The following is an 18,835-nucleotide window of genomic DNA, read 5'->3' on the forward strand; positions in this document are numbered from 1 at the left end:
GGCATGAAGAAAACCATCGTTTTTAAGTGCGGCGGAAGCGTAATCCGCGAGTTATCCGCCGATTTTTTTCAAAATGTAAAAGAGCTTATGCAATCGGGCTGGAACATTGCCGTCGTGCATGGAGGCGGCCCGGACATTTCAAGAATGCTGAAAACATTGCAGATTGAAACGGAATTTGTCGATGGACAGCGGAAAACGACCAAACCGGTGCTGGAAACAGCGGAAATGGTCTTGTCAGGGACGATCAATAAATTTTTCGTAACCGAACTCGCGAAAAACGGGCTGAAAGCCGCGGGAATATCAGGAAAGGACGGCGGTCTCCTTCAAGCATCCTATCTTAATCAAGACAAATACGGAGAAGTCGGCGAAATACAAAAAACCGATCCGTCAATCATACACGCATTAATGAAAGCAGGCATCATTCCCGTTATCGCTCCGCTTTCCATGACAAGTGATTTCGAAACGCTGAACGTCAACGCAGACGCCGCGGCATCGGCCGTCGCTTCAGCCTTACACGCCGACAAACTTTTATTTGTCACGGATGTCGAAGGAATTATGGACGGAGAGAACAGGCTGGATACTTTGACGCCGCAAGAGATTCAGGTCCTCATCGATGACGGCGTGATTTCAGGAGGGATGATTCCGAAGGTAAACTCGGCATTATCGGCACTGAGTGAAGATGTCGAGGAAGTGATGATCGTAAACGGAAAAGGAGCGTTTTTCACCGATCAAGCCTTCCAAGGAACAAAAATCGTCAAAGAAAAGGAGAGCGTGTCATGAGCAGTTTATTTCAAACCTACAGCCGCTGGCCCATCGATATCAAAAAAGCGAAAGGGACAATCGCAGAGGATGAAAACGGAAAAACGTATCTCGATTTTATTCAGGGCATCGCCGTTTCCAATCTCGGCCATTGTCATGATGAGGTCACAGAAGCGGTGAAAGAACAGCTTGACAGCGTATGGCACGTTTCCAATCTGTTTGAAAATGATCTTCAGGAAAAAGCCGCGGCAAAGCTTGCCGAACTTAGCGCGGGGGATCTCGTTTTTTTCTGCAACAGCGGGGCCGAAGCGAATGAAGGCGCCATTAAGCTTGCCCGTAAAGCAACGGGAAAGACAAAAATCGTAACATTTCATCAATCCTTTCACGGACGGACCTATGCGGGGATGGCCGCCACCGGACAAGACAAAATCAAGACCGGTTTCGGACCGATGCTTCAAGGCTTTCACTATCTTCCGTTCAATGATCCGTCGGCATTCAGTACGCTTTCAAAAGAGGATGATATCGCCGCCGTCATGCTTGAGACGGTGCAGGGAGAAGGGGGAGTCAATCCCGCCGATCCGGAATTCATCGAAGCCTTACAGACATTTTGCAAAGACAAACAGGCGCTGCTTATCGCAGACGAGATTCAAACCGGAATCGGCCGGACGGGCAAGGCATTCGGCTATGAGCATTTCGGCATCTCTCCGGACATCATCACTGCTGCGAAAGGGCTTGGAAACGGTTTTCCCGTCGGAGCCGTGATCGGCAAAAAGAAGCTTGGAGACGCCTTTACGCCGGGTACGCATGGTACGACTTTCGGCGGCAATAAGCTTGCCATGGCAGCTGTGAAAGCAACCTTGGACATTGTGTTTCAGCCGGACTTTCTCCAGGAGGCGGCAGACAAAGGATCATTTTTAAAAGCGCAGCTGAACCGTGAACTGACAGGGCCTTTTGTAAAAGAAATCCGCGGAAAAGGGTTATTAATCGGCATTGAATGCGCAGGTCCCGTGTCCGGCATTATCGGAGATTTGCAGGAACGCGGACTTCTCGTGCTTCCGGCCGGACCGAATGTCATCAGGCTGCTCCCGCCGCTTACAGTTTCTGAAGAAGAAATGCTGTCGGCCGTCAGTATGCTGAAAGCAGCGATCGAAGCGCATTCGGCAGTGAAACGGTAATTTTTTTTCGATATAAGAGTATAAAAATTCATATTTTTAATTAATTATTCATCAAGAGGTGGGCTTTAGATGAAAGGCTATTTAGTATTGGAAGACGGAACATCATTCGGCGGTGAACTTGAAAAAGAGGCCCGCTGTGTTGGCGAAGCGGTTTTTTTCACCGGAATGACGGGTTATCAGGAAGTGCTTACAGACCCGTCATATAAGGGCCAGATCATCGTCTTTACGTATCCGCTGATCGGAAACTACGGAATTAATGAAAAAGACCTTGAAAGTAAGATTCCTCAAGTCAAGGCTGTTGTCGTCTATGAAGCGTGTGAACATTTTTCTCACCATGAAGCAGTTTCAAGCTTGAGAGAGTATTTAAATAAATGGAACATCCCGCTCTTAACCGAAGTGGACACACGGGCCGTCGTCAAAACCATCCGCTCCGGCGGCACGATGAACGCTGCCGTGTCAACAACAGGAGAAATTCCCGCAGCATCCGGAACAGAAAACCCGGCGGAGCTGGCGCAGTCTGAAGACATCACGTCAATGGGGAACGGAGACCGGCATATCGCGCTCATTGATTTCGGTTATAAAAAATCAATCGCCTCGTCACTTGTAAAGCGCGGCTGTAAAGTAACGGTCATTCCGTATCAGCAGATGAACGCCGTTTACGACATTCAGCCTGACGGAATCGTGCTCTCAAACGGCCCGGGCGACCCGAAAGCGATTGCGCCGTACATGAACCGGATTACATCATTACTCAGTGATTTCCCCGCACTCGGCATTTGCCTCGGGCATCAGCTGATTGCCCTGGCTTTCGGAGGAAATACGTATAAGCTGCCGTTCGGCCACAGGGGTGCCAACCATCCCGTCATTGACCGGAAAACGAAACGGGTGTTTATGACAAGCCAGAACCACAGCTATGTCGTCGATGAAGCATCAATTGACGAAAACGAGCTGTCCATCAGATTTCACCATGTCAATGACACATCGGTGGAAGGGCTCATTCATAAGCGCCTTCCCGTATTAAGCGTCCAGTTCCACCCTGAAGCTCATCCCGGCCCGGCTGAGAGCGAGTGGATATTTGATGAATTTCTAGAGAAAGTGATACCAGCAAGGAGAGAAATCGCTCATGCCTAAAGATACAACCATTTCCAGCATATTAGTCATCGGCTCCGGCCCCATCATCATCGGCCAGGCGGCAGAATTTGATTATTCAGGAACGCAGGGCTGCATGGCTCTGAAAGAAGAAGGATACCGCGTTATTCTAGTCAACAACAACCCGGCAACGATTATGACGGATGAGGCGTTTGCCGATGAAATATATTTTGAACCGCTCACAACCGACAGCATCGAGGCCATTATTGAAAAAGAAAAACCGGACGGTCTGCTTGCCAATTTGGGCGGCCAGACGGCATTGAATTTAGCCGTTAAGCTTGAAGAAGCAGGCGTGCTGAAGAAGCATCACGTCAAGCTCTTGGGAACATCGGTGGAAACCATTCAAAAAGGCGAAGACCGGGAGCAGTTCCGCGCCCTGATGAAAGAGCTCGATCAGCCCGTTCCGGAAAGCGAAATCGTCGACAACGAAGAAGACGCCCTCCGTTTCGCTGAGTCTATCGGATTTCCGGTCATTCTGAGACCGGCGTACACGTTAGGCGGAAAGGGAGGCGGAATCGCGAAAACGAAAGAAGCGTTTCAGACGCTTATTAAACAGGCGCTGTTAGCAAGCCCGATCAGCCAATGCCTCGTCGAAAAAAGCATCGCCGGTTTTAAAGAAATCGAATATGAGGTCATGCGCGACAGCAATCATACATGCATCACCGTCTGCAATATGGAAAACATCGATCCCGTCGGCGTGCATACAGGAGACTCCATCGTCGTCGCACCGTCCCAGACGTTAACGGATGAAGAATATCAGATGCTGCGTTCAGCAAGCCTGGCGATTATTTCGGCGCTGGATGTGGTCGGCGGCTGCAACATTCAATTTGCGCTGGATCCGTTCAGCAAACAGTACTATGTCATTGAAGTGAACCCGCGTGTCAGCCGTTCATCGGCCCTCGCGTCAAAAGCGACCGGCTACCCGATTGCCAAAATGGCGGCGAAACTTGCCGTCGGCTATACGCTCGACGAACTGAAAAATCCGCTGACGGGCTCTACTTATGCAAGCTTTGAACCGGCGCTTGATTATGTCATCGTCAAATTCCCGCGCTGGCCGTTTGATAAATTTAAACATGCCGACCGCACGCTCGGAACGAAGATGAAAGCGACGGGAGAGGTCATGGCGATCGAAAGAAATATGGAAGCGGCCATTCAAAAAGCGGCGGCCTCCCTTGAGCTGAAAACGATCGGCACCCGCCTGCCTGAACTCGGCGGCTGTACGATCAATCAGCTGTGGGAATTAGCGGTAACGCCGGATGACCGGAGATTTTTCGTCGTCATGGAACTGTTAAGCCGCGGTGAAACGATAGAAGACATCCATGCCAAAACGAAAATTGATCCGTTTTTTCTCCATGTATTCCGAAATATCATCACATTGGAAAACAAGCTGATGGAAGAAGGGGATCATCTGTCTGTCCCGCTTTTAAAGCAGGCGAAGGTAAAGGGCTTCACGGATGTCATGATCGCATCTCTCACGGGAAAAACGGAAGAAGACATCCGTGCTCTCAGAAAGAAATCAGGCATCGTCCCGTCGTTTAAAATCGTAGATACATGCGCCGCTGAATTTGATGCCAAGACGAATTATTTCTACTCCACCTACCTCGGGGAAAGCGACGGAGATATCAGCCGAAAAGAGAAAAAACGCGCCCTCATCATCGGCTCCGGCCCGATCCGCATCGGTCAGGGAGTGGAATTTGATTACAGCGCCGTCCACGGCGTTCTGACCCTGCAAAAGCTGGGGTATGAAACGATTATGATCAATAACAATCCGGAAACAGTAAGCACGGATTATGAAATCGCCGACCGGCTTTATTTTGAACCGCTGACGACAGAACATATTTTGAACGTGGCGGAACATGAAAACATTGATTTTGCCATCGTCCAATTTGGGGGACAGACCGCGATCAATGCCGCTGAACCGCTGGAAAAAGCGGGCATTCCGCTGCTCGGAACATCCTTTGAAACCCTTGATGCGCTGGAGGATCGGGATCTGTTTTATCAGCTGCTTGATGATCTTGACCTGAAACATGCCAAAGGCGAAACCGCTTATTCAAAAGAAGAAGCAACGGAAAAAGCAAGCCGAATCGGCTACCCCGTGCTGATCCGTCCGTCTTATGTCATCGGTGGGATGGGCATGATCATCGTTGATTCAGAAGCGCAAATGTCAGAACTGCTGGAAAATGAAGCGGGCATGCCGTATCCGATTTTGATCGATCAGTACATTACAGGAAAAGAATTGGAGATCGATCTGATTTCCGACGGACATGAAGTATTCGTGCCGACTTATACAGAGCACATTGAACGCGCCGGCGTCCATTCGGGCGACAGTTTTGCGATTCTTCCGGGTCCGTCTGTCACACCTGATATGCAGCGTAATATAAAAGAGGCCGCCGAAAAAATCGCGGTAAAACTGGCTTTTAAAGGCATCATGAACATTCAGTTTGTCATTGATGACAAAGGAGATATTCTCGTTCTTGAAGTGAATCCGCGGGCAAGCCGCACGGTTCCTGTCGTGTCTAAGGTGATGGGGGTGCCGATGATCCCGCTTGCCGCCAGATTGCTGGCCGGCGCTTCCCTTAAAGACATCAAGCCCGAGGTTCAAAATCAGCACGGAACGGCAGTGAAATTCCCGGTTTTTTCTTCTCACGCCATTCAGGATGTGGACGTAAAGCCCGGGCCGGAAATGAAGTCGACCGGAGAAGGCATGTGTGTCGCGTTTGACGCAGAAAGCGCCCTGAAAAAAATCTACGCGCACGTCTGGGAGAAAAAAGGCTGCATCTATCTGGAAGGCTGTGATGCGGAATTGGAACGTCAGGCTCAAGAGGCGGGATTTACGGTATGCAAAGATGCGTTCCCGGCATGGGCAGAGCGAAAGGATAAAGCGGTCCATATCAATTTCAATCACTCTGAAGAAGCGCGTAAACAACGGATCGAAGCCATGACGCACGGTGTGACGGTCTTTACTGAACCGGAAACCGTAAAGGCATTTTTAGAAAGCGGCTCCGGCAAACCTCAGCCTGTATCGCTCAAAGATCTTTATCAAAAGGAAGTGGCATCATGCACACAATAAAAGCGGAACACACATTAACCCATTTGTACGGAAAAGATTTTCTTTCCTTAAAAGATGTCAGCCCGTCAGACATCAATGCGCTTCTGACAGAAGCTTCATTATTAAAACAACATCCGATACAGCCGATTTTCCAAGGGAAAACATTGGCGATGATTTTTGAAAAATCTTCAACCCGCACGCGTGTGTCTTTTGAAGCGGGAATGGCCCAGCTCGGGGGAACGGGACTATTTCTTTCAAGCAGCGACCTGCAGCTTGGGCGGGGGGAGACGGTCGCGGATACGGCGAAGGTGCTGTCCGGCTTCGTTGATGCCATTATGATCCGCACCTTTGAACATGAAAAAGTCGAAGAGCTTGCCGAGCATGCAGACATTCCCGTCATAAACGGGCTGACCGACCGGTATCACCCGTGTCAGGCACTCGCGGATCTGTTAACGATACAAGAAATAAAAGGAAAATTAAAAGGAGTAAAAGCCGCCTATATCGGTGACGGAAATAATGTGGCGCATTCACTTATGATCGGCTGCGCAAAAATGGGCTGTGACATTGCGATTGCTTCGCCGAAAGGCTATGAAGTAGAGGAAGAGGCGGTGAATGCCGCGAGAGAAGCGGCGGCTGTTTCCGGAGCGAAAATCACCCTTACCGAAAATCCGCAGGAAGCGGTGCAGGATGCAGACGTGATTTACTCCGACGTCTTCACGAGCATGGGGCAGGAGGAAGAGACGCAGCAGCGGCTGAACGTGTTTGCCCCGTATCAAGTCAACGCCTCACTCGTCAGTCTCGCCAAACCTGACTATACATTTTTGCATTGCCTGCCCGCGCATCGGGAGGAAGAGGTCACGTCCGAGATTATCGACGGCCCGAACTCTGCGGTATTCCAGCAGGCGGAAAACCGGCTTCACGCGCAAAAAGCGCTCCTGAAAGCTCTTCTTTACAAACAGGATGAACAAAAAAACCGCTGAATCTCATTCAGCGGTTTTTGATATTTCTCCGCATACAAGCGCATACTACATAAAAAAGAAAAAGGAGGAAATGACGTGGGACAGCAGCATCAATTCCGCCCGGGACAAAAAGCGCCGAATAACGGTGTGTACGTTGAAATCGGCGAAACGGGAAGCATGGTTAAAAATCCGCAGAAAATCAAGCTCACAGTGGGAGAAATGTTCCCTGAAACTTCAAACCACAACAGATTGTGGACGTATCAACGAAAACCGTGAACACAAAAAAACCTGCTGAATAGCAGGTTTTTTATTTAATGCTGGCTTGCATCCTGTTTGACAGGCATGATCTCCGCAAGAACAAAGACAAGCACTGCAATAACTACGGCAATAACGGATGATTGCTTGAAATTGTACGCCGCGCTGTTCATGGAGGCGACCAAATAACAGGCCATATGTGTTAAAAGGAACGTCCAAATAAAACCGATAATAAACCGCACGTTTCCACCTCGTCCTTCATTTTATTCTACGTTGTATCATACCATACATAAAGCGCGGGCGGAAGGTCATTTTCTCATCAAAAAGCGCGCCTGAACCTGACATGTGCCCGCCTGTCCGGCCGTCTGACGGAAAATTCGGTTCCCGTGCTCGGGATAATAGCCAAAACATAGCAGCAAATAGGAGTTTATCCGATCCGTTTTCATTCTTCTTACATATGATAGCCAATAGAGAGATTAGGAGTAAAAGGAGGCGGGCAGACATGGGGATAACGGAAAGATTCTTCCAATTCGGATCTGAGCTGAACGTCATCCATCTGCCGTATCGGCCGAACGGCTTCTGTATCTTTATTCTGGGGGACAGAACCCACTTTGTCAGCCGGGACTCAAGCTTTTGGCTCGAACATGAAGGGAGAAACCAGCTGTTAAATACGATGCTTGACAGAGGGTACACCATTTTCAACAGCAATTTATACGGACGGCATTGGGGTTCGGAAAAAGCCGTCCTTTACGCCAGACAGCTGATTCATTATGTGCTGAAACAAGAAACCCTCAATCCGAAAATACACTTGCTCGCAGAAGGCATGGGCGCCCTCATCGCCGATCAATTGCTGCAGTCTTCACCGGAGCATATCCGTTCAGCCGCAATGTTAGATCCTTGTCTTGATCTTCAAGCCCATTTTGAATCAGAGAAAGAAAATAAGTTTTTTTATAAGCAGTTTCTGAGGGAAACGGCACAAAGCTTCGGTGTTTCTGAAAAAGAGGCAAGCTCACTGAGCTATCAGACCATTACCGGCTGCCGCACCCGCGCGCCGGTACATATATGGCAAAGAACGACCGGAGCGCCGTACCCGTACACCCTGCATGCGAACGCGTATAAAGAAGCCCGGGAAAAGACCGGAAGCAAGACTGATATCACGTATCACCTGCTTGAAAACCCTGCGCGCATGTACAGAGCCATCTGCCGGTTTTTCCGCAGTCATGAAAAAGACCTGTAATGAATAGAATACAACAGCCATCTCTTTTCAGAGGGCTGTTTGGCTTGTGTGCGAATGAATAACCGGAAAGGCGGCAGATGTGATGAAGACAGCGCTGATCATTGGAGCAGATGAATTTCTCGGCCTTTCATTGTGCGAACGGTTGATGGATGAGGGTGTGCATGTTGATGTCATTTTGGCAGAACCGGAGGACAAAACGAGGCAGCTGTATTTAGAAGAACGTTTAATGTGGCTCGCGAGAAACGGGCTTTTTCAAATAATAGATGAAATCGGTGAAAAGGAATACGATCGTATCTGCGTTCAATACGGGAGCGGGTGTCTGCCTGAAGAAAGGGCTGAGCCTTTATATTGGATTGTTTACAGTGAGGATCACGGAGACTGGGAAAAAAACGGTCAGCGGGATACGGCAAAAGCGATTATCCTTCCTCCCCTCTACGGTCCGTGGACGGAAGCAAAAGAAAATGGCGAAAGCAGGATCTATTTAGAAGACGCAGTCTGCGGGCTGATGAATCAGCTTGAGGCTGACGGTACAGAAGACGAAAACCAGATTATTACCCTGGAAATAAAAGAAAAAACACAAAAAAAGGAAGCGGAAGAAAAAATTAAAGAGTGGAAAAGACAATTTTCATCAATATTCGACATTTTTTAAGAAATACCTTCCATGTTATGTGCATTACCGCTACAATAAACGTATATCAATTTATACATGTTATGAGTTTGAAAAGGGGTTGAACATGGCTTGATCACCAGGCTTGTCATGACCTTTTCTGTCCTCCTTTTATTGAGCGGATGCGCACAAACTCCGTTTAAAGGAAAAATTGAGAAGGTCGGAATGCTTTTTCCCGATACCATCAGTGACTTGGTATGGGGCACAAAAGGTTACAAAGGTTTATTAGCGATACAATCTGAATTTAACGTTGACGTTTATTATAAAGAAAATATCAGATCCGATGAAGATATTTTAAAAGCGATAGATGATTTTCATAAAAAAGGAGTCAATCTTTTATACGGGCACGGAAATGAATACGAGGAAATTTTCAATATGATCAGCAAGGATTATCCCGATATGGAATTCGTCGTCGCAAACGGAACGGCGAAAAGCGATAATGTCACAAGCGTTCACCTGATGGGAGAAGCAATGGGCTTTTTCGGGGGAATGACGGCCGCCCATATGTCAAAAACCAATGAGGTAGGTGTCATCGCCTCCTTTCTGTGGCAGCCTGAAGTAGACGGCTTTATCAAAGGGGCGAAATATGAAAAGCCTGATATCACCGTCAATACTGAATTTACGGACCACTGGGATAACGGCAATGAAGCGCTGCATCTTTACGAGAAGTTAAAAGCGGAAGGCACGGATGTTGTATATCCGGCCGGAGACGGGTATAATGTTCCTGTCATTCAGCAAATCAAAAAAGACGGGCTTTACGCCATCGGCTATGTCGCCGAGCAATCGAATCTCGGCAAAAACACGGTGCTGACAAGCACGGTGCAAAACGTAGATAAAGCCTATACATTAATTGCCGAGCAATATAATAAAGGTACGCTCAAGAGCGGAGATCACAACTTTGATTTCAGGGAAGGAGTCGTTGAAATGGGGACGTTCAGCCCTCTGGTGGACAAAGCATTTCAAGACAAAATCTCAGACCTTGTCAAAACGTATAACAGAACAAATGAACTGCCGTCAAATGAATAGAGGTGGATACACATGCAGCATGAAAAGTCTCTTGAATTTATGCAGATCGCGATGAAATACCTGCCGGAAGCAAAGGCGGAGCTTGAGAAATCCGGCATAGATCTGTCTATGGAAATGATTCAGCCGTTTATGGACCTGTTTACATCGGTCATGGCGGAAGCGTATGAGCTTGGCAGATCTGATGCCGGGGAGCTGAATAAATAAAGAGAGCCACTTTTCATGAAGTGGCTTTTCACATGATTTTTTTCTTTATAGCGGACACCATCGGCGCGAAGTCTTTAAATACGGGCTTTAATTGATCCAGAGAGTTCATGATGGACCCCAGCTGATTCATCACGTGGTTGTAATCGATCTCTTCTTCGTTTTCAGCCTGAGGCTGCTCAGGGGTTTCTTCCGGTTCTTTATCCCGGTCTCTGGAATCGCCGAACATCATTTTGGAGAAAATATCCATAGTGAAGCCTCCTTTCGTCTTCCTTTTATTCTATGAGGAGCAGCGTCCGATAGTTTAGACGAATATATTGCCAACAGAAAAAAAATAGGGTAGAATTAGTACCTGATACTAATAATTGATCATAACTAATTAGTTTTAAATTCATTATAAAAAAGGAGTCTTTTCCAATGAAAGCTGGAATTCTTGGCGTCGGCCGTTACATCCCGGAAAAAGTGCTGACAAATCATGATCTTGAACAAATGGTAGATACATCGGACGAGTGGATTCGTACGAGAACAGGTATAGAAGAAAGAAGAATCGCCGCGGAAGATATGTATTCATCCGGCATGGCCGCTGAGGCTGCGCAAAAAGCGCTTGATCAGGCCGGCATTTCCGCTGAGGAGCTTGATATGATCCTCGTGGCGACGGTTACTCCTGACCAGTCCTTCCCTACCGTTTCCTGTATGATACAAGAGAAGCTCGGGGCCAAAAAAGCGTGCGCGATGGATATCAGCGCCGCATGTGCGGGTTTTATGTACGGTATCGTAACCGCCAAACAATTCATTGAATCGCAAACATACAAACATGTCCTCGTGGTCGGCGTGGAAAAGCTCTCAAGCATTACCGACTGGGACGACCGCAATACGGCTGTGCTGTTCGGAGACGGAGCCGGAGCGGCGGTCATCGGACCGGTCAGCGACGACAGAGGCATACTGTCATTTGAGCTCGGAGCAGACGGTACAGGCGGTCAGCACTTGTACTTAGATGAAAAAGGGCATACAATCATGCATGGAAGAGAAGTATTCAAATTCGCCGTCCGGCAAATGGGTGAATCGAGTGTAAATGTCATTGAAAAAGCCGGCCTCTCCAAAGAGGACGTAGACTTTTTGATTCCGCATCAGGCAAACATCCGCATCATGGAAGCGGCACGGGAACGTTTGGAGCTTCCGGTTGAAAAGATGTCTAAAACAGTCCATAAATATGGAAACACATCCGCAGCATCCATTCCGATTTCATTAGTAGAGGAACTGGAAGCAGGCAAAATTAAAGACGGCGACGTCATCGTCATGGTCGGTTTCGGCGGAGGATTGACATGGGGCGCCATAGCAATACGCTGGGGACGATAAAAAAAGGTGAGGTGCACACAAGATGAGTAAAAAAAGAGTAGTCGTTACAGGGCTTGGAGCCCTGTCTCCGCTTGGAAACGACGCCGAAACAAGCTGGAAAAATGCAATCGGCGGCGTATCCGGAATCGGACCGATCACACGTGTGGAATCGGACGAGTATCCGGCGAAAGTAGCTGCTGAACTGAAAGATTTCAATATTGAAAATTACATGGATAAAAAAGAAGCGCGAAAAATGGACCGCTTCACGCAATACGCTGTCGTAGCCGCGAAAATGGCCGTTCAAGATGCCGGTCTGAACATCACAGACGAGATCGCGCCGAGAGTCGGCGTTTGGGTCGGGTCCGGAATCGGCGGCCTTGAAACGCTTGAATCCCAATTCGAAATCTTCCTGACTAAAGGGCCGAGAAGGGTCAGCCCGTTCTTTGTTCCGATGATGATTCCGGATATGGCGACAGGCCAAATCTCAATCGCTCTCGGAGCAAAAGGAGTCAACTCCTGTACGGTGACGGCATGTGCGACGGGAACGAACTCTATCGGTGACGCGTTTAAAGTCATTCAGCGCGGCGATGCCGATGCGATGATTACGGGCGGAACGGAAGCGCCGCTGACAAGAATGTCATTTGCGGGCTTCAGTGCAAACAAAGCCCTTTCTACAAATCCTGATCCGAAAACGGCAAGCCGCCCGTTTGATAAAAACCGTGACGGCTTTGTCATGGGAGAAGGCGCGGGGATCGTCGTGCTTGAAGAGCTTGAGCACGCGCTTGCCCGCGGTGCGAAAATCTACGGGGAAATTGTCGGCTACGGCTCAACGGGTGACGCCTACCACATTACCGCGCCTGCCCAAGACGGGGAAGGCGGTGCGAGAGCGATGCAGGAAGCAATCAAAGATGCGGGCATCAAGCCTGAAGAAATTGATTACATCAACGCTCACGGCACAAGCACGTACTACAATGATAAATACGAGACAAAAGCCATTAAGACCGTTTTCGGTGATCATGCGTACAAGCTTGCCGTCAGTTCGACAAAATCAATGACGGGTCATTTGTTAGGCGCTGCCGGAGGAATTGAAGCAATCTTCTCCGTCATGGCCATTAAAGACAGCATTATCCCGCCGACGATTAACATCGAAACACCTGATGAAGAGTGTGATTTAGATTATGTACCGGACAAAGCGCGCGAGCAGGATGTCAACGTCGTTCTCAGCAACTCGCTCGGCTTCGGCGGACATAATGCCACTTTGATCTTTAAAAAATATCAATAATACAGTTTTTGACCGGCTGCCTGAAAAAGGTGGCCGGTTTTTTTGTGCGTGCATATGATAACAACAAGAGGAGGCGAACGGTATGAGCGTCAAGCAGACATATCAATGGATGGAAAAGGCGGCATCCGTAAATGATCTGGCCCAGCATCTTTTGCCGCTTTTTTCAGGGGCCGATAAGAAAGAGTGGAAGCCGATACTCGGGATGCTGCAAAACCACGGCATGTTCCGCCATCTGAAGGACGGCGTTAGGACCAGTAAACGACTGAAAGAAAAAGGATGCTACAGCCATATTCAAAAGGAGGAAGCCTATTTAAAGGAGAAGTGGAACGGGCCGGACGTGCCGATCGTAGTTTTGCCCGTCGATGAACGAAACCGGAAAATCCGTCAGCAATTCGGATCAAAATCCGGTCTGGCCTTTCGGGACAAAATGTTCCTCTTTCTATCGTCGGATAGTTCCAATTCAGCTGTATCCGCCCTTATGACACATGAATATAATCACGTCTGCCGGTTAGAACATGTGACAAAGGACGAAAAAGATGAGACATTTCTTGATACAATCATGATGGAGGGGCTGGCAGAATATGCTGTATATGAGCGGTTCGGCTCAAGTCTTACGGCGGAATGGACGTCCTACTATACGCCTGAGCAGCTTGATTTTCTGTTTGAAAAAAGAGTCAAGCCGAACCTCCGCTTAACGAGAGACAGCAGAATGTTTTCCCAGCTGTTATACGGAAAAGGATACTTCCCCTCAATGCTCGGCTATGCCGTCGGATTCAATATAGTAAAAAAATATTTAACCGACCATCAAAAAACAGTAAAAGAAGCATTGGCCATCCCTTCAAAAACCTTTCTGGAGGCAACGCTTTAATAGATTAAAAGAATGGAAATTATTTAAGGATATTACATTTATCCTAAAAAATTCTTGCTTTTGTAATAATGATGTAATAATATACAACTATAAAATTTTTCGACTATTCTATATTTTGTGATAGCGAAACGTATGTTTCCCTCTGCTTCAGCGGAATGAGAAAGGGGCGTATCATGAGCACACTATTAGAAGTGAATAATTTAAAGACCTATTTTTTCAGAAAGAAACAGCCGATCCCCGCAGTCGACGGGGTTGATTTTCACATTAATAAAGGCGAAACCGTCGCTCTTGTAGGAGAATCCGGCTCGGGCAAAAGCATCACCTCGCTTTCTATTATGGGACTTGTCCAAGGCTCGGGCGGAAAAATTATGGACGGCTCGATTAAGCTTGAAGGCAGAGACCTGGCCTCCTTCACCGAAAACGAATATTGCAAAATCCGCGGAAATGACGTCTCTATGATCTTTCAGGAGCCCATGACTTCCCTGAATCCGGTGCTGACCATCGGCGAACAAATTACCGAAGTGCTTGAATACCATAAAAAAATGAATAAAAGAGAAGCGTCCAAAAAAGCCGTTGAGCTTCTGGAACTCGTCGGATTCTCCAGAGCGGAACAAGTGATGAAAGAATATCCGCACCGTCTTTCCGGAGGGATGAGACAGAGGGTGATGATCGCCATCGCGCTCAGCTGCAATCCGAAGCTTCTGATCGCTGATGAGCCGACGACGGCGCTTGATGTGACGATACAAGCCCAAGTATTGGAGCTGATGAAAGACCTCTGCAAAAAATTCGATACTTCCATTCTGCTGATCACTCACGATTTAGGTGTGGTTTCCGAAGCCGCCGACAGGGTGATCGTGATGTACTGCGGACAAGTCGTAGAGAGCGCGAGTGTGGAGGACTTATTTTTAAACCCTCTTCATCCGTATACCGAAGGGCTGTTAAACTCCATACCGGTGATAGATGGAGAGATTGATACATTAAAAGCGATCAAAGGCAGTGTCCCGACACCGGATAATCTTCCGGAAGGCTGCCGATTCGCCCCGAGGTGTTCAAAAGCGATGGACAAATGCAAAACAGGGCAGCCGGAGCTGATAACGCATGAAAGCGGCCGTTCTGTAAGATGTTTTTTATATGAGGAAGAGGGTGCCCAATCAAAATGACAGCTGCAGGCCAAGAAACGATTTTAGAGCTGAAAGACGTAAAAAAATATTTCCCGATCCGCTCCGGTTTTTTTCAAAGGAAAGTCGGTGATATAAAGGCTGTTGACGGTGTTTCTTTTTCACTGAAGCGCGGGGAGACGCTCGGCATCGTCGGTGAATCAGGATGCGGCAAATCAACGGCGGGAAGGACGATGATCCGTTTATACAAGCCGACAGACGGCCGGATTCTTTTTAAGGGGCAGGATATTTCCGGCTTATCTGAAGAAAAGCTGAGAAAAAGCGTCCGCAAAAACATCCAGATGGTCTTCCAAGATCCCTTCGCATCCCTTAACCCGAGGAAAACGCTGCGTTCCATTATTAAAGAACCGTTCCAGACTCACCATATGTACAGCATGAGCGAGCGGAACGAGCGAGTGGAGGAGCTGCTGGCGAAAGTCGGCCTTCATCCGAGCTTTGCAAACCGCTATCCGCACGAATTTTCCGGGGGGCAGCGCCAGCGGATCGGGATTGCGCGGGCTCTGACATTGAATCCCGAGCTGATTATTGCGGATGAACCCGTTTCCGCACTCGATGTCTCCATTCAGGCCCAGGTCATCAATCTGATGGAAGAACTGCAGGAAGAATTCAACCTGACCTATTTGTTTATTTCTCATGATTTGAGTGTTGTCCGCCATATCAGCGACAGAGTCGGCGTCATGTATCTGGGAAAAATGATGGAGCTGACTGAAAAACACGAGCTGTACGGCAATCCGCTTCACCCTTATACGCAGGCGCTTTTGTCTTCAGTGCCCGTCACGAGAAAAAAAGACGCCGTCAAGCGGGAACGAATCATCCTGAAAGGAGAACTGCCAAGCCCGGCAAACCCGCCGAAAGGCTGCGTGTTCCACACGCGGTGCCCGATGGCCAAACCGATCTGCAAGGAACAAATTCCGGCATTTGAAGAAGCCGCTCCCGGCCATTACGTCGCCTGCCATTTATATGCCTGAAATGACAAGCATCGAGAGGGGGTATGCCGGATTACATAACCAGTTTGCTGCATATATATCACAAAGGGGGAATTGATATGAAATTACGTAAAAGCGCACTGATGATGCTAAGTGTTTTTATGGCGCTCGCCATCTTCCTGTCAGCCTGCTCCGGTTCAAAATCCACAAGCACCGAATCCAAACCGGCAGGAAAACCGCAAAAAGGCGGAGATTTGGTTGTCGGGTCAACCGGGGAACCCACACTTTTTAATCCACTTTATTCTACCGATGTTGCAAGTTCTGATATTGAAGGCATGCTTTACAGCACATTATTGGAAACTGATGAGAAATTAAACGTCAAGCCGTCGCTGGCTGAAAAAGTAACAGAAGCTGACGGGGGATTAACGTATGATGTAAAACTGAAAAAAGGCGTTAAATTCCATGATGGAAAAGAGCTGACGGCCGATGATGTTGTTTTCACCTACAGCATCCCTCTTAACAAAGATTACAACGGTGAGCGTGGCTCGGGTTTTGAGTCCCTTAAATCCGTAACGAAAAAAGGAAAATATGAAATTCAGTTTAAAATGAAGAAAAAAGATGCCTATTTCTATAATGTCGTTCTCGACAGTTACGGCATTTTGCCTAAACATATATTGGGTAAGGTGCCGGTTGCAGATCTGGGAGAGAATGAATTTAACCGTAAAAATCCAATCGGTTCCGGTCCGTTTAAGTTTGTTGAGTGGAAAAAGGGCGAGTATGTCAAACTGGAAGCAAATGATGATTACTTTGGCGGCAGACCTTACCTTGATACAGTGACAGTAAAAACAATACCTGATTCTAACGCTGCTGTGGCTCAGTTAAAAGCGGGGGATATTGATTTCTTCGTTGTGCCGGGCACAGATTTTGATACGGTTAAAACGTTTGGAAACGTGAAGGTCAAATCTGACCTTGGCTTAAACTACAGCTATATCGGCTGGAATGAGAAAAAAGAGATCTTTAAGGACAAAAAAGTGCGTCAGGCATTGACTTACGCTCTTGACAGGCAGGCAATGGTGGATCAAGTGCTGAACGGAGACGGTAAGGTAGCGGATGTTCCTGAGAGTCCGCTGTCATGGAATTATCCGAAGTCTAAAGTGCCGACATTTGATTATAATCCGAAAAAAGCAAAGCAGCTGCTAAAAGAAGCCGGATGGGAAGACCATGACGGTGACGGCTACCTTGATAAAGACGGGAAAAAATTCTCATTTGAAATTAAAACGAATCAGGGCAATAAAATTCGTGAAGATTTAGCTGTTGTCGTTCAGCAGCAATTAAAAGAAGTGGGAATCGAGGCTAAACCGCGAATTGTTGAATTCAGTGCGTTAATCGAACAGACAAGTGCCCCTAATTGGGATTATGACGCTCTTCTTCTCGGATGGAGTCTTGCAACGTTCCCGGATCAATTCTCTATCTTCCATTCAAGCCAATCGAAAAACGGGCTGAATAATATCTGGTATAAAAACCCGAAAGTCGACAAGCTGCTTGAAGAAGCGAAGTCAATTACTGACAGAAAAGAATACCAAAAGAAATATGAAGAGATATACAAATTGATTGCTGAAGATCAGCCGTACAGCTTCTTATTCTATTACAATTACCACAGAGCGATGCCGAATAATTTACAAGGCTATGTATTCCACCCTAAAAATGACTTGTACAATATCGAAAAATGGTGGCTGGATCAAAAATAGCAAAAGCCCTGGAGAGGGAAGGAGGTTCCTTTCCTCTCTTATCCTATTTAAAAAGGGGACAAGAACATGGTTACATATATTTTACGGCGAACATTAATGTCCTTGCCGATTCTCTTAGGCATTACAATTTTGTCGTTTGCCATCATGAAAGCAGCGCCGGGAGACCCGATGTCACTTATGATGGACCCTACAATCAGTCAAGCGGACAGGGCAAAATTCATTGAAAAATACGGGTTGAATGATCCGGAACCTGTTCAATATGTGAAATGGCTGGGGAATATGCTGCAAGGGGATTTCGGGACTTCTATCGTCAAGAAAGGCACTCCAGTTTCTGAACTTATCTTATCCCGCTTACCGAATACGATTGTGCTTATGCTTTTCTCAACCCTTGTCGCTCTTCTTATTTCTATTCCATTTGGTGTTCTGTCAGCGAAACGTCCTTATTCAAAATTGGATTACGGGATAACTGTTACTTCATTTTTAGGGCTTGCCATTCCGAATTTTTGGTTCGGTTTGATTTTAATCATGGTTTTATCTGTAAATCTGGGGTGGTTTCCCACTGGCGGAGTAAGCACTTTGAATGCTGACTTTAACATATTTGACCGATTGCATCACTTGATTCTGCCTGCTTTTGTGCTCGCCACGGCAGACATGGCAGGGATAACGAGATACACAAGATCCAGTATGCTTGATGTGTTAAAACAGGATTATATACGAACGGCGCGTGCGAAAGGATTCCGAGATAATAAAGTGATTTTTAAACACGGTTTGAGAAACGGACTTCTTCCTGTCATCACTATTTTTGGTCTGATGATACCGTCATTTATCGGGGGAGCGGTAGTGGTAGAACAGATTTTCACTTGGCCGGGTCTCGGCAAATTGTTTATTGATTCAGCCTTTTCGCGGGATTATCCGGTTATCATGGCCATGACGGTCATTTCAGCTGTTTTGGTTGTGGTGGGGAATTTAATTGCGGACATCTTATATGCGCTGGTTGATCCCCGCATTGAATATTAACAAAGAG

19 protein-coding genes are annotated in these 18,835 nt (G+C 47.4%); 17 read left to right on the forward strand and 2 right to left on the reverse strand.

Going from position 1 to position 18,835, the window contains the following annotated elements; translation table 11 throughout:
• The first annotated feature begins 3 nt into the window (after positions 1 to 3).
• The 6 genes from argB to G9F75_RS06570 all read left to right on the forward strand — a co-directional run bounded on the left by argB (position 4) and on the right by G9F75_RS06570 (position 7,364).
• Positions 4 to 780, forward strand: a complete 777-nt coding sequence (gene argB / locus G9F75_RS06545) for an acetylglutamate kinase (RefSeq protein ID WP_021494971.1) — start codon at positions 4 to 6, stop codon at positions 778 to 780.
• Positions 777 to 1,934 carry an acetylornithine transaminase gene (locus G9F75_RS06550; protein WP_128496562.1) on the forward strand — a complete coding sequence of 386 codons (1,158 nt, stop codon included), beginning with the start codon at positions 777 to 779 and terminating at the stop codon, positions 1,932 to 1,934. The genes argB and G9F75_RS06550 overlap by 4 nt, the downstream gene beginning before the upstream one ends.
• A gap of 69 nt (positions 1,935 to 2,003) precedes the next feature.
• Positions 2,004 to 3,062 carry a carbamoyl phosphate synthase small subunit gene (locus G9F75_RS06555; RefSeq protein WP_022553567.1) on the forward strand — a complete coding sequence of 353 codons (1,059 nt, stop codon included), beginning with the start codon at positions 2,004 to 2,006 and terminating at the stop codon, positions 3,060 to 3,062.
• Positions 3,055 to 6,150 carry a carbamoyl-phosphate synthase (glutamine-hydrolyzing) large subunit gene (locus G9F75_RS06560; RefSeq protein ID WP_167408977.1) on the forward strand — a complete coding sequence of 1,032 codons (3,096 nt, stop codon included), beginning with the start codon at positions 3,055 to 3,057 and terminating at the stop codon, positions 6,148 to 6,150. Before G9F75_RS06555 ends, G9F75_RS06560 begins: the two co-directional genes overlap by 8 nt.
• Complete coding sequence (gene argF, locus G9F75_RS06565) at positions 6,138 to 7,109, forward strand: ornithine carbamoyltransferase (protein ID WP_021494974.1); 972 nt, start codon at positions 6,138 to 6,140, stop codon at positions 7,107 to 7,109. Before G9F75_RS06560 ends, argF begins: the two co-directional genes overlap by 13 nt.
• 75 nt (positions 7,110 to 7,184) lie before the next feature.
• Positions 7,185 to 7,364 carry a YjzC family protein gene (locus tag G9F75_RS06570; protein WP_003155070.1) on the forward strand — a complete coding sequence of 60 codons (180 nt, stop codon included), beginning with the start codon at positions 7,185 to 7,187 and terminating at the stop codon, positions 7,362 to 7,364.
• Positions 7,365 to 7,399: 35 nt separating this feature from the next.
• Here the strand turns inward: G9F75_RS06570 and G9F75_RS06575 are convergent, their stop codons facing one another.
• Positions 7,400 to 7,585: a YjzD family protein gene (locus tag G9F75_RS06575; protein WP_007409129.1), complete on the reverse strand. Its 186-nt coding sequence runs from the start codon at positions 7,583 to 7,585 to the stop codon at positions 7,400 to 7,402.
• Positions 7,586 to 7,845: 260 nt separating this feature from the next.
• On the opposite strand from G9F75_RS06575, the gene G9F75_RS06580 reads away from it, so the two are divergent.
• From G9F75_RS06580 to G9F75_RS06595, 4 genes are all read left to right on the forward strand, one after another.
• The gene (locus G9F75_RS06580) at positions 7,846 to 8,580 is read left to right on the forward strand and encodes a lipase family protein (RefSeq protein WP_014417405.1); all 735 of its coding nucleotides are present in this window, start codon (positions 7,846 to 7,848) and stop codon (positions 8,578 to 8,580) included.
• 82 nt (positions 8,581 to 8,662) lie between these two features.
• Positions 8,663 to 9,229, forward strand: coding sequence for a Rossmann-fold NAD(P)-binding domain-containing protein (locus G9F75_RS06585; RefSeq protein WP_021494976.1), 567 nt, complete (start codon positions 8,663 to 8,665; stop codon positions 9,227 to 9,229).
• 90 nt (positions 9,230 to 9,319) lie between these two features.
• On the forward strand, positions 9,320 to 10,273 hold the full coding sequence (locus G9F75_RS06590) for a BMP family ABC transporter substrate-binding protein (RefSeq protein ID WP_072177123.1): 954 nt from the start codon (positions 9,320 to 9,322) through the stop codon (positions 10,271 to 10,273).
• Between the two features lie 12 nt (positions 10,274 to 10,285).
• Positions 10,286 to 10,477: a ComZ family protein gene (locus tag G9F75_RS06595; protein WP_003155061.1), complete on the forward strand. Its 192-nt coding sequence runs from the start codon at positions 10,286 to 10,288 to the stop codon at positions 10,475 to 10,477.
• Positions 10,478 to 10,505: 28 nt separating this feature from the next.
• Here the strand turns inward: G9F75_RS06595 and G9F75_RS06600 are convergent, their stop codons facing one another.
• Entirely contained in the window at positions 10,506 to 10,724 is a 219-nt protein-coding gene (locus G9F75_RS06600; protein ID WP_007610579.1) for a hypothetical protein, read from the reverse strand.
• Between the two features lie 167 nt (positions 10,725 to 10,891).
• Here G9F75_RS06600 and G9F75_RS06605 point away from each other — a divergent pair, with 167 nt between their 5' ends.
• From G9F75_RS06605 to G9F75_RS06635, 7 genes are all read left to right on the forward strand, one after another.
• Entirely contained in the window at positions 10,892 to 11,830 is a 939-nt protein-coding gene (locus G9F75_RS06605) for a beta-ketoacyl-ACP synthase III (protein ID WP_007409122.1), read from the forward strand.
• A 22-nt stretch (positions 11,831 to 11,852) separates the two neighbouring features.
• On the forward strand, positions 11,853 to 13,091 hold the full coding sequence (gene fabF, locus G9F75_RS06610; protein ID WP_021494977.1) for a beta-ketoacyl-ACP synthase II: 1,239 nt from the start codon (positions 11,853 to 11,855) through the stop codon (positions 13,089 to 13,091).
• Between the two features lie 82 nt (positions 13,092 to 13,173).
• The gene (locus tag G9F75_RS06615) at positions 13,174 to 13,959 is read left to right on the forward strand and encodes a DUF2268 domain-containing putative Zn-dependent protease (protein ID WP_095060850.1); all 786 of its coding nucleotides are present in this window, start codon (positions 13,174 to 13,176) and stop codon (positions 13,957 to 13,959) included.
• A gap of 173 nt (positions 13,960 to 14,132) precedes the next feature.
• A complete protein-coding gene (locus tag G9F75_RS06620; protein WP_025284553.1) occupies positions 14,133 to 15,119 on the forward strand; it encodes an ABC transporter ATP-binding protein in 987 nt (328 codons plus the stop codon).
• The gene (locus tag G9F75_RS06625; RefSeq protein WP_014417412.1) at positions 15,116 to 16,105 is read left to right on the forward strand and encodes an ABC transporter ATP-binding protein; all 990 of its coding nucleotides are present in this window, start codon (positions 15,116 to 15,118) and stop codon (positions 16,103 to 16,105) included. The genes G9F75_RS06620 and G9F75_RS06625 overlap by 4 nt, the downstream gene beginning before the upstream one ends.
• Positions 16,106 to 16,182: 77 nt before the next feature.
• Positions 16,183 to 17,811 carry a peptide-binding protein gene (locus tag G9F75_RS06630; RefSeq protein ID WP_029973146.1) on the forward strand — a complete coding sequence of 543 codons (1,629 nt, stop codon included), beginning with the start codon at positions 16,183 to 16,185 and terminating at the stop codon, positions 17,809 to 17,811.
• A gap of 66 nt (positions 17,812 to 17,877) precedes the next feature.
• Positions 17,878 to 18,828 carry an ABC transporter permease gene (locus G9F75_RS06635; protein WP_003155051.1) on the forward strand — a complete coding sequence of 317 codons (951 nt, stop codon included), beginning with the start codon at positions 17,878 to 17,880 and terminating at the stop codon, positions 18,826 to 18,828.
• The last annotated feature ends 7 nt before the right edge of the window (positions 18,829 to 18,835 follow it).

The organism is Bacillus sp. EKM208B (assembly GCF_011800725.1).
In the GTDB taxonomy this organism is placed as follows: Bacteria; Bacillota; Bacilli; order Bacillales; family Bacillaceae; genus Bacillus; species Bacillus velezensis.

What these genes read in the sequence shown, in the direction of transcription:
- G9F75_RS06630 (WP_029973146.1), top strand. Translation starts at nt 16,183, where the DNA reads ATGAAATTACGTAAAAGCGCACTGATGATGCTAAGTGTTTTTATGGCG.
- fabF (WP_021494977.1), top strand. Translation starts at nt 11,853, where the DNA reads ATGAGTAAAAAAAGAGTAGTCGTTACAGGGCTTGGAGCCCTGTCTCCG.
- argF (WP_021494974.1), top strand. Translation starts at nt 6,138, where the DNA reads ATGCACACAATAAAAGCGGAACACACATTAACCCATTTGTACGGAAAA.
- G9F75_RS06635 (WP_003155051.1), top strand. Translation starts at nt 17,878, where the DNA reads ATGGTTACATATATTTTACGGCGAACATTAATGTCCTTGCCGATTCTC.
- G9F75_RS06605 (WP_007409122.1), top strand. Translation starts at nt 10,892, where the DNA reads ATGAAAGCTGGAATTCTTGGCGTCGGCCGTTACATCCCGGAAAAAGTG.
- argB (WP_021494971.1), top strand. Translation starts at nt 4, where the DNA reads ATGAAGAAAACCATCGTTTTTAAGTGCGGCGGAAGCGTAATCCGCGAG.
- G9F75_RS06585 (WP_021494976.1), top strand. Translation starts at nt 8,663, where the DNA reads ATGAAGACAGCGCTGATCATTGGAGCAGATGAATTTCTCGGCCTTTCA.
- G9F75_RS06600 (WP_007610579.1), bottom strand. Translation starts at nt 10,724, where the DNA reads ATGGATATTTTCTCCAAAATGATGTTCGGCGATTCCAGAGACCGGGAT.
- G9F75_RS06580 (WP_014417405.1), top strand. Translation starts at nt 7,846, where the DNA reads ATGGGGATAACGGAAAGATTCTTCCAATTCGGATCTGAGCTGAACGTC.
- G9F75_RS06625 (WP_014417412.1), top strand. Translation starts at nt 15,116, where the DNA reads ATGACAGCTGCAGGCCAAGAAACGATTTTAGAGCTGAAAGACGTAAAA.
- G9F75_RS06615 (WP_095060850.1), top strand. Translation starts at nt 13,174, where the DNA reads ATGAGCGTCAAGCAGACATATCAATGGATGGAAAAGGCGGCATCCGTA.
- G9F75_RS06620 (WP_025284553.1), top strand. Translation starts at nt 14,133, where the DNA reads ATGAGCACACTATTAGAAGTGAATAATTTAAAGACCTATTTTTTCAGA.
- G9F75_RS06555 (WP_022553567.1), top strand. Translation starts at nt 2,004, where the DNA reads ATGAAAGGCTATTTAGTATTGGAAGACGGAACATCATTCGGCGGTGAA.
- G9F75_RS06560 (WP_167408977.1), top strand. Translation starts at nt 3,055, where the DNA reads ATGCCTAAAGATACAACCATTTCCAGCATATTAGTCATCGGCTCCGGC.
- G9F75_RS06595 (WP_003155061.1), top strand. Translation starts at nt 10,286, where the DNA reads ATGCAGCATGAAAAGTCTCTTGAATTTATGCAGATCGCGATGAAATAC.
- G9F75_RS06550 (WP_128496562.1), top strand. Translation starts at nt 777, where the DNA reads ATGAGCAGTTTATTTCAAACCTACAGCCGCTGGCCCATCGATATCAAA.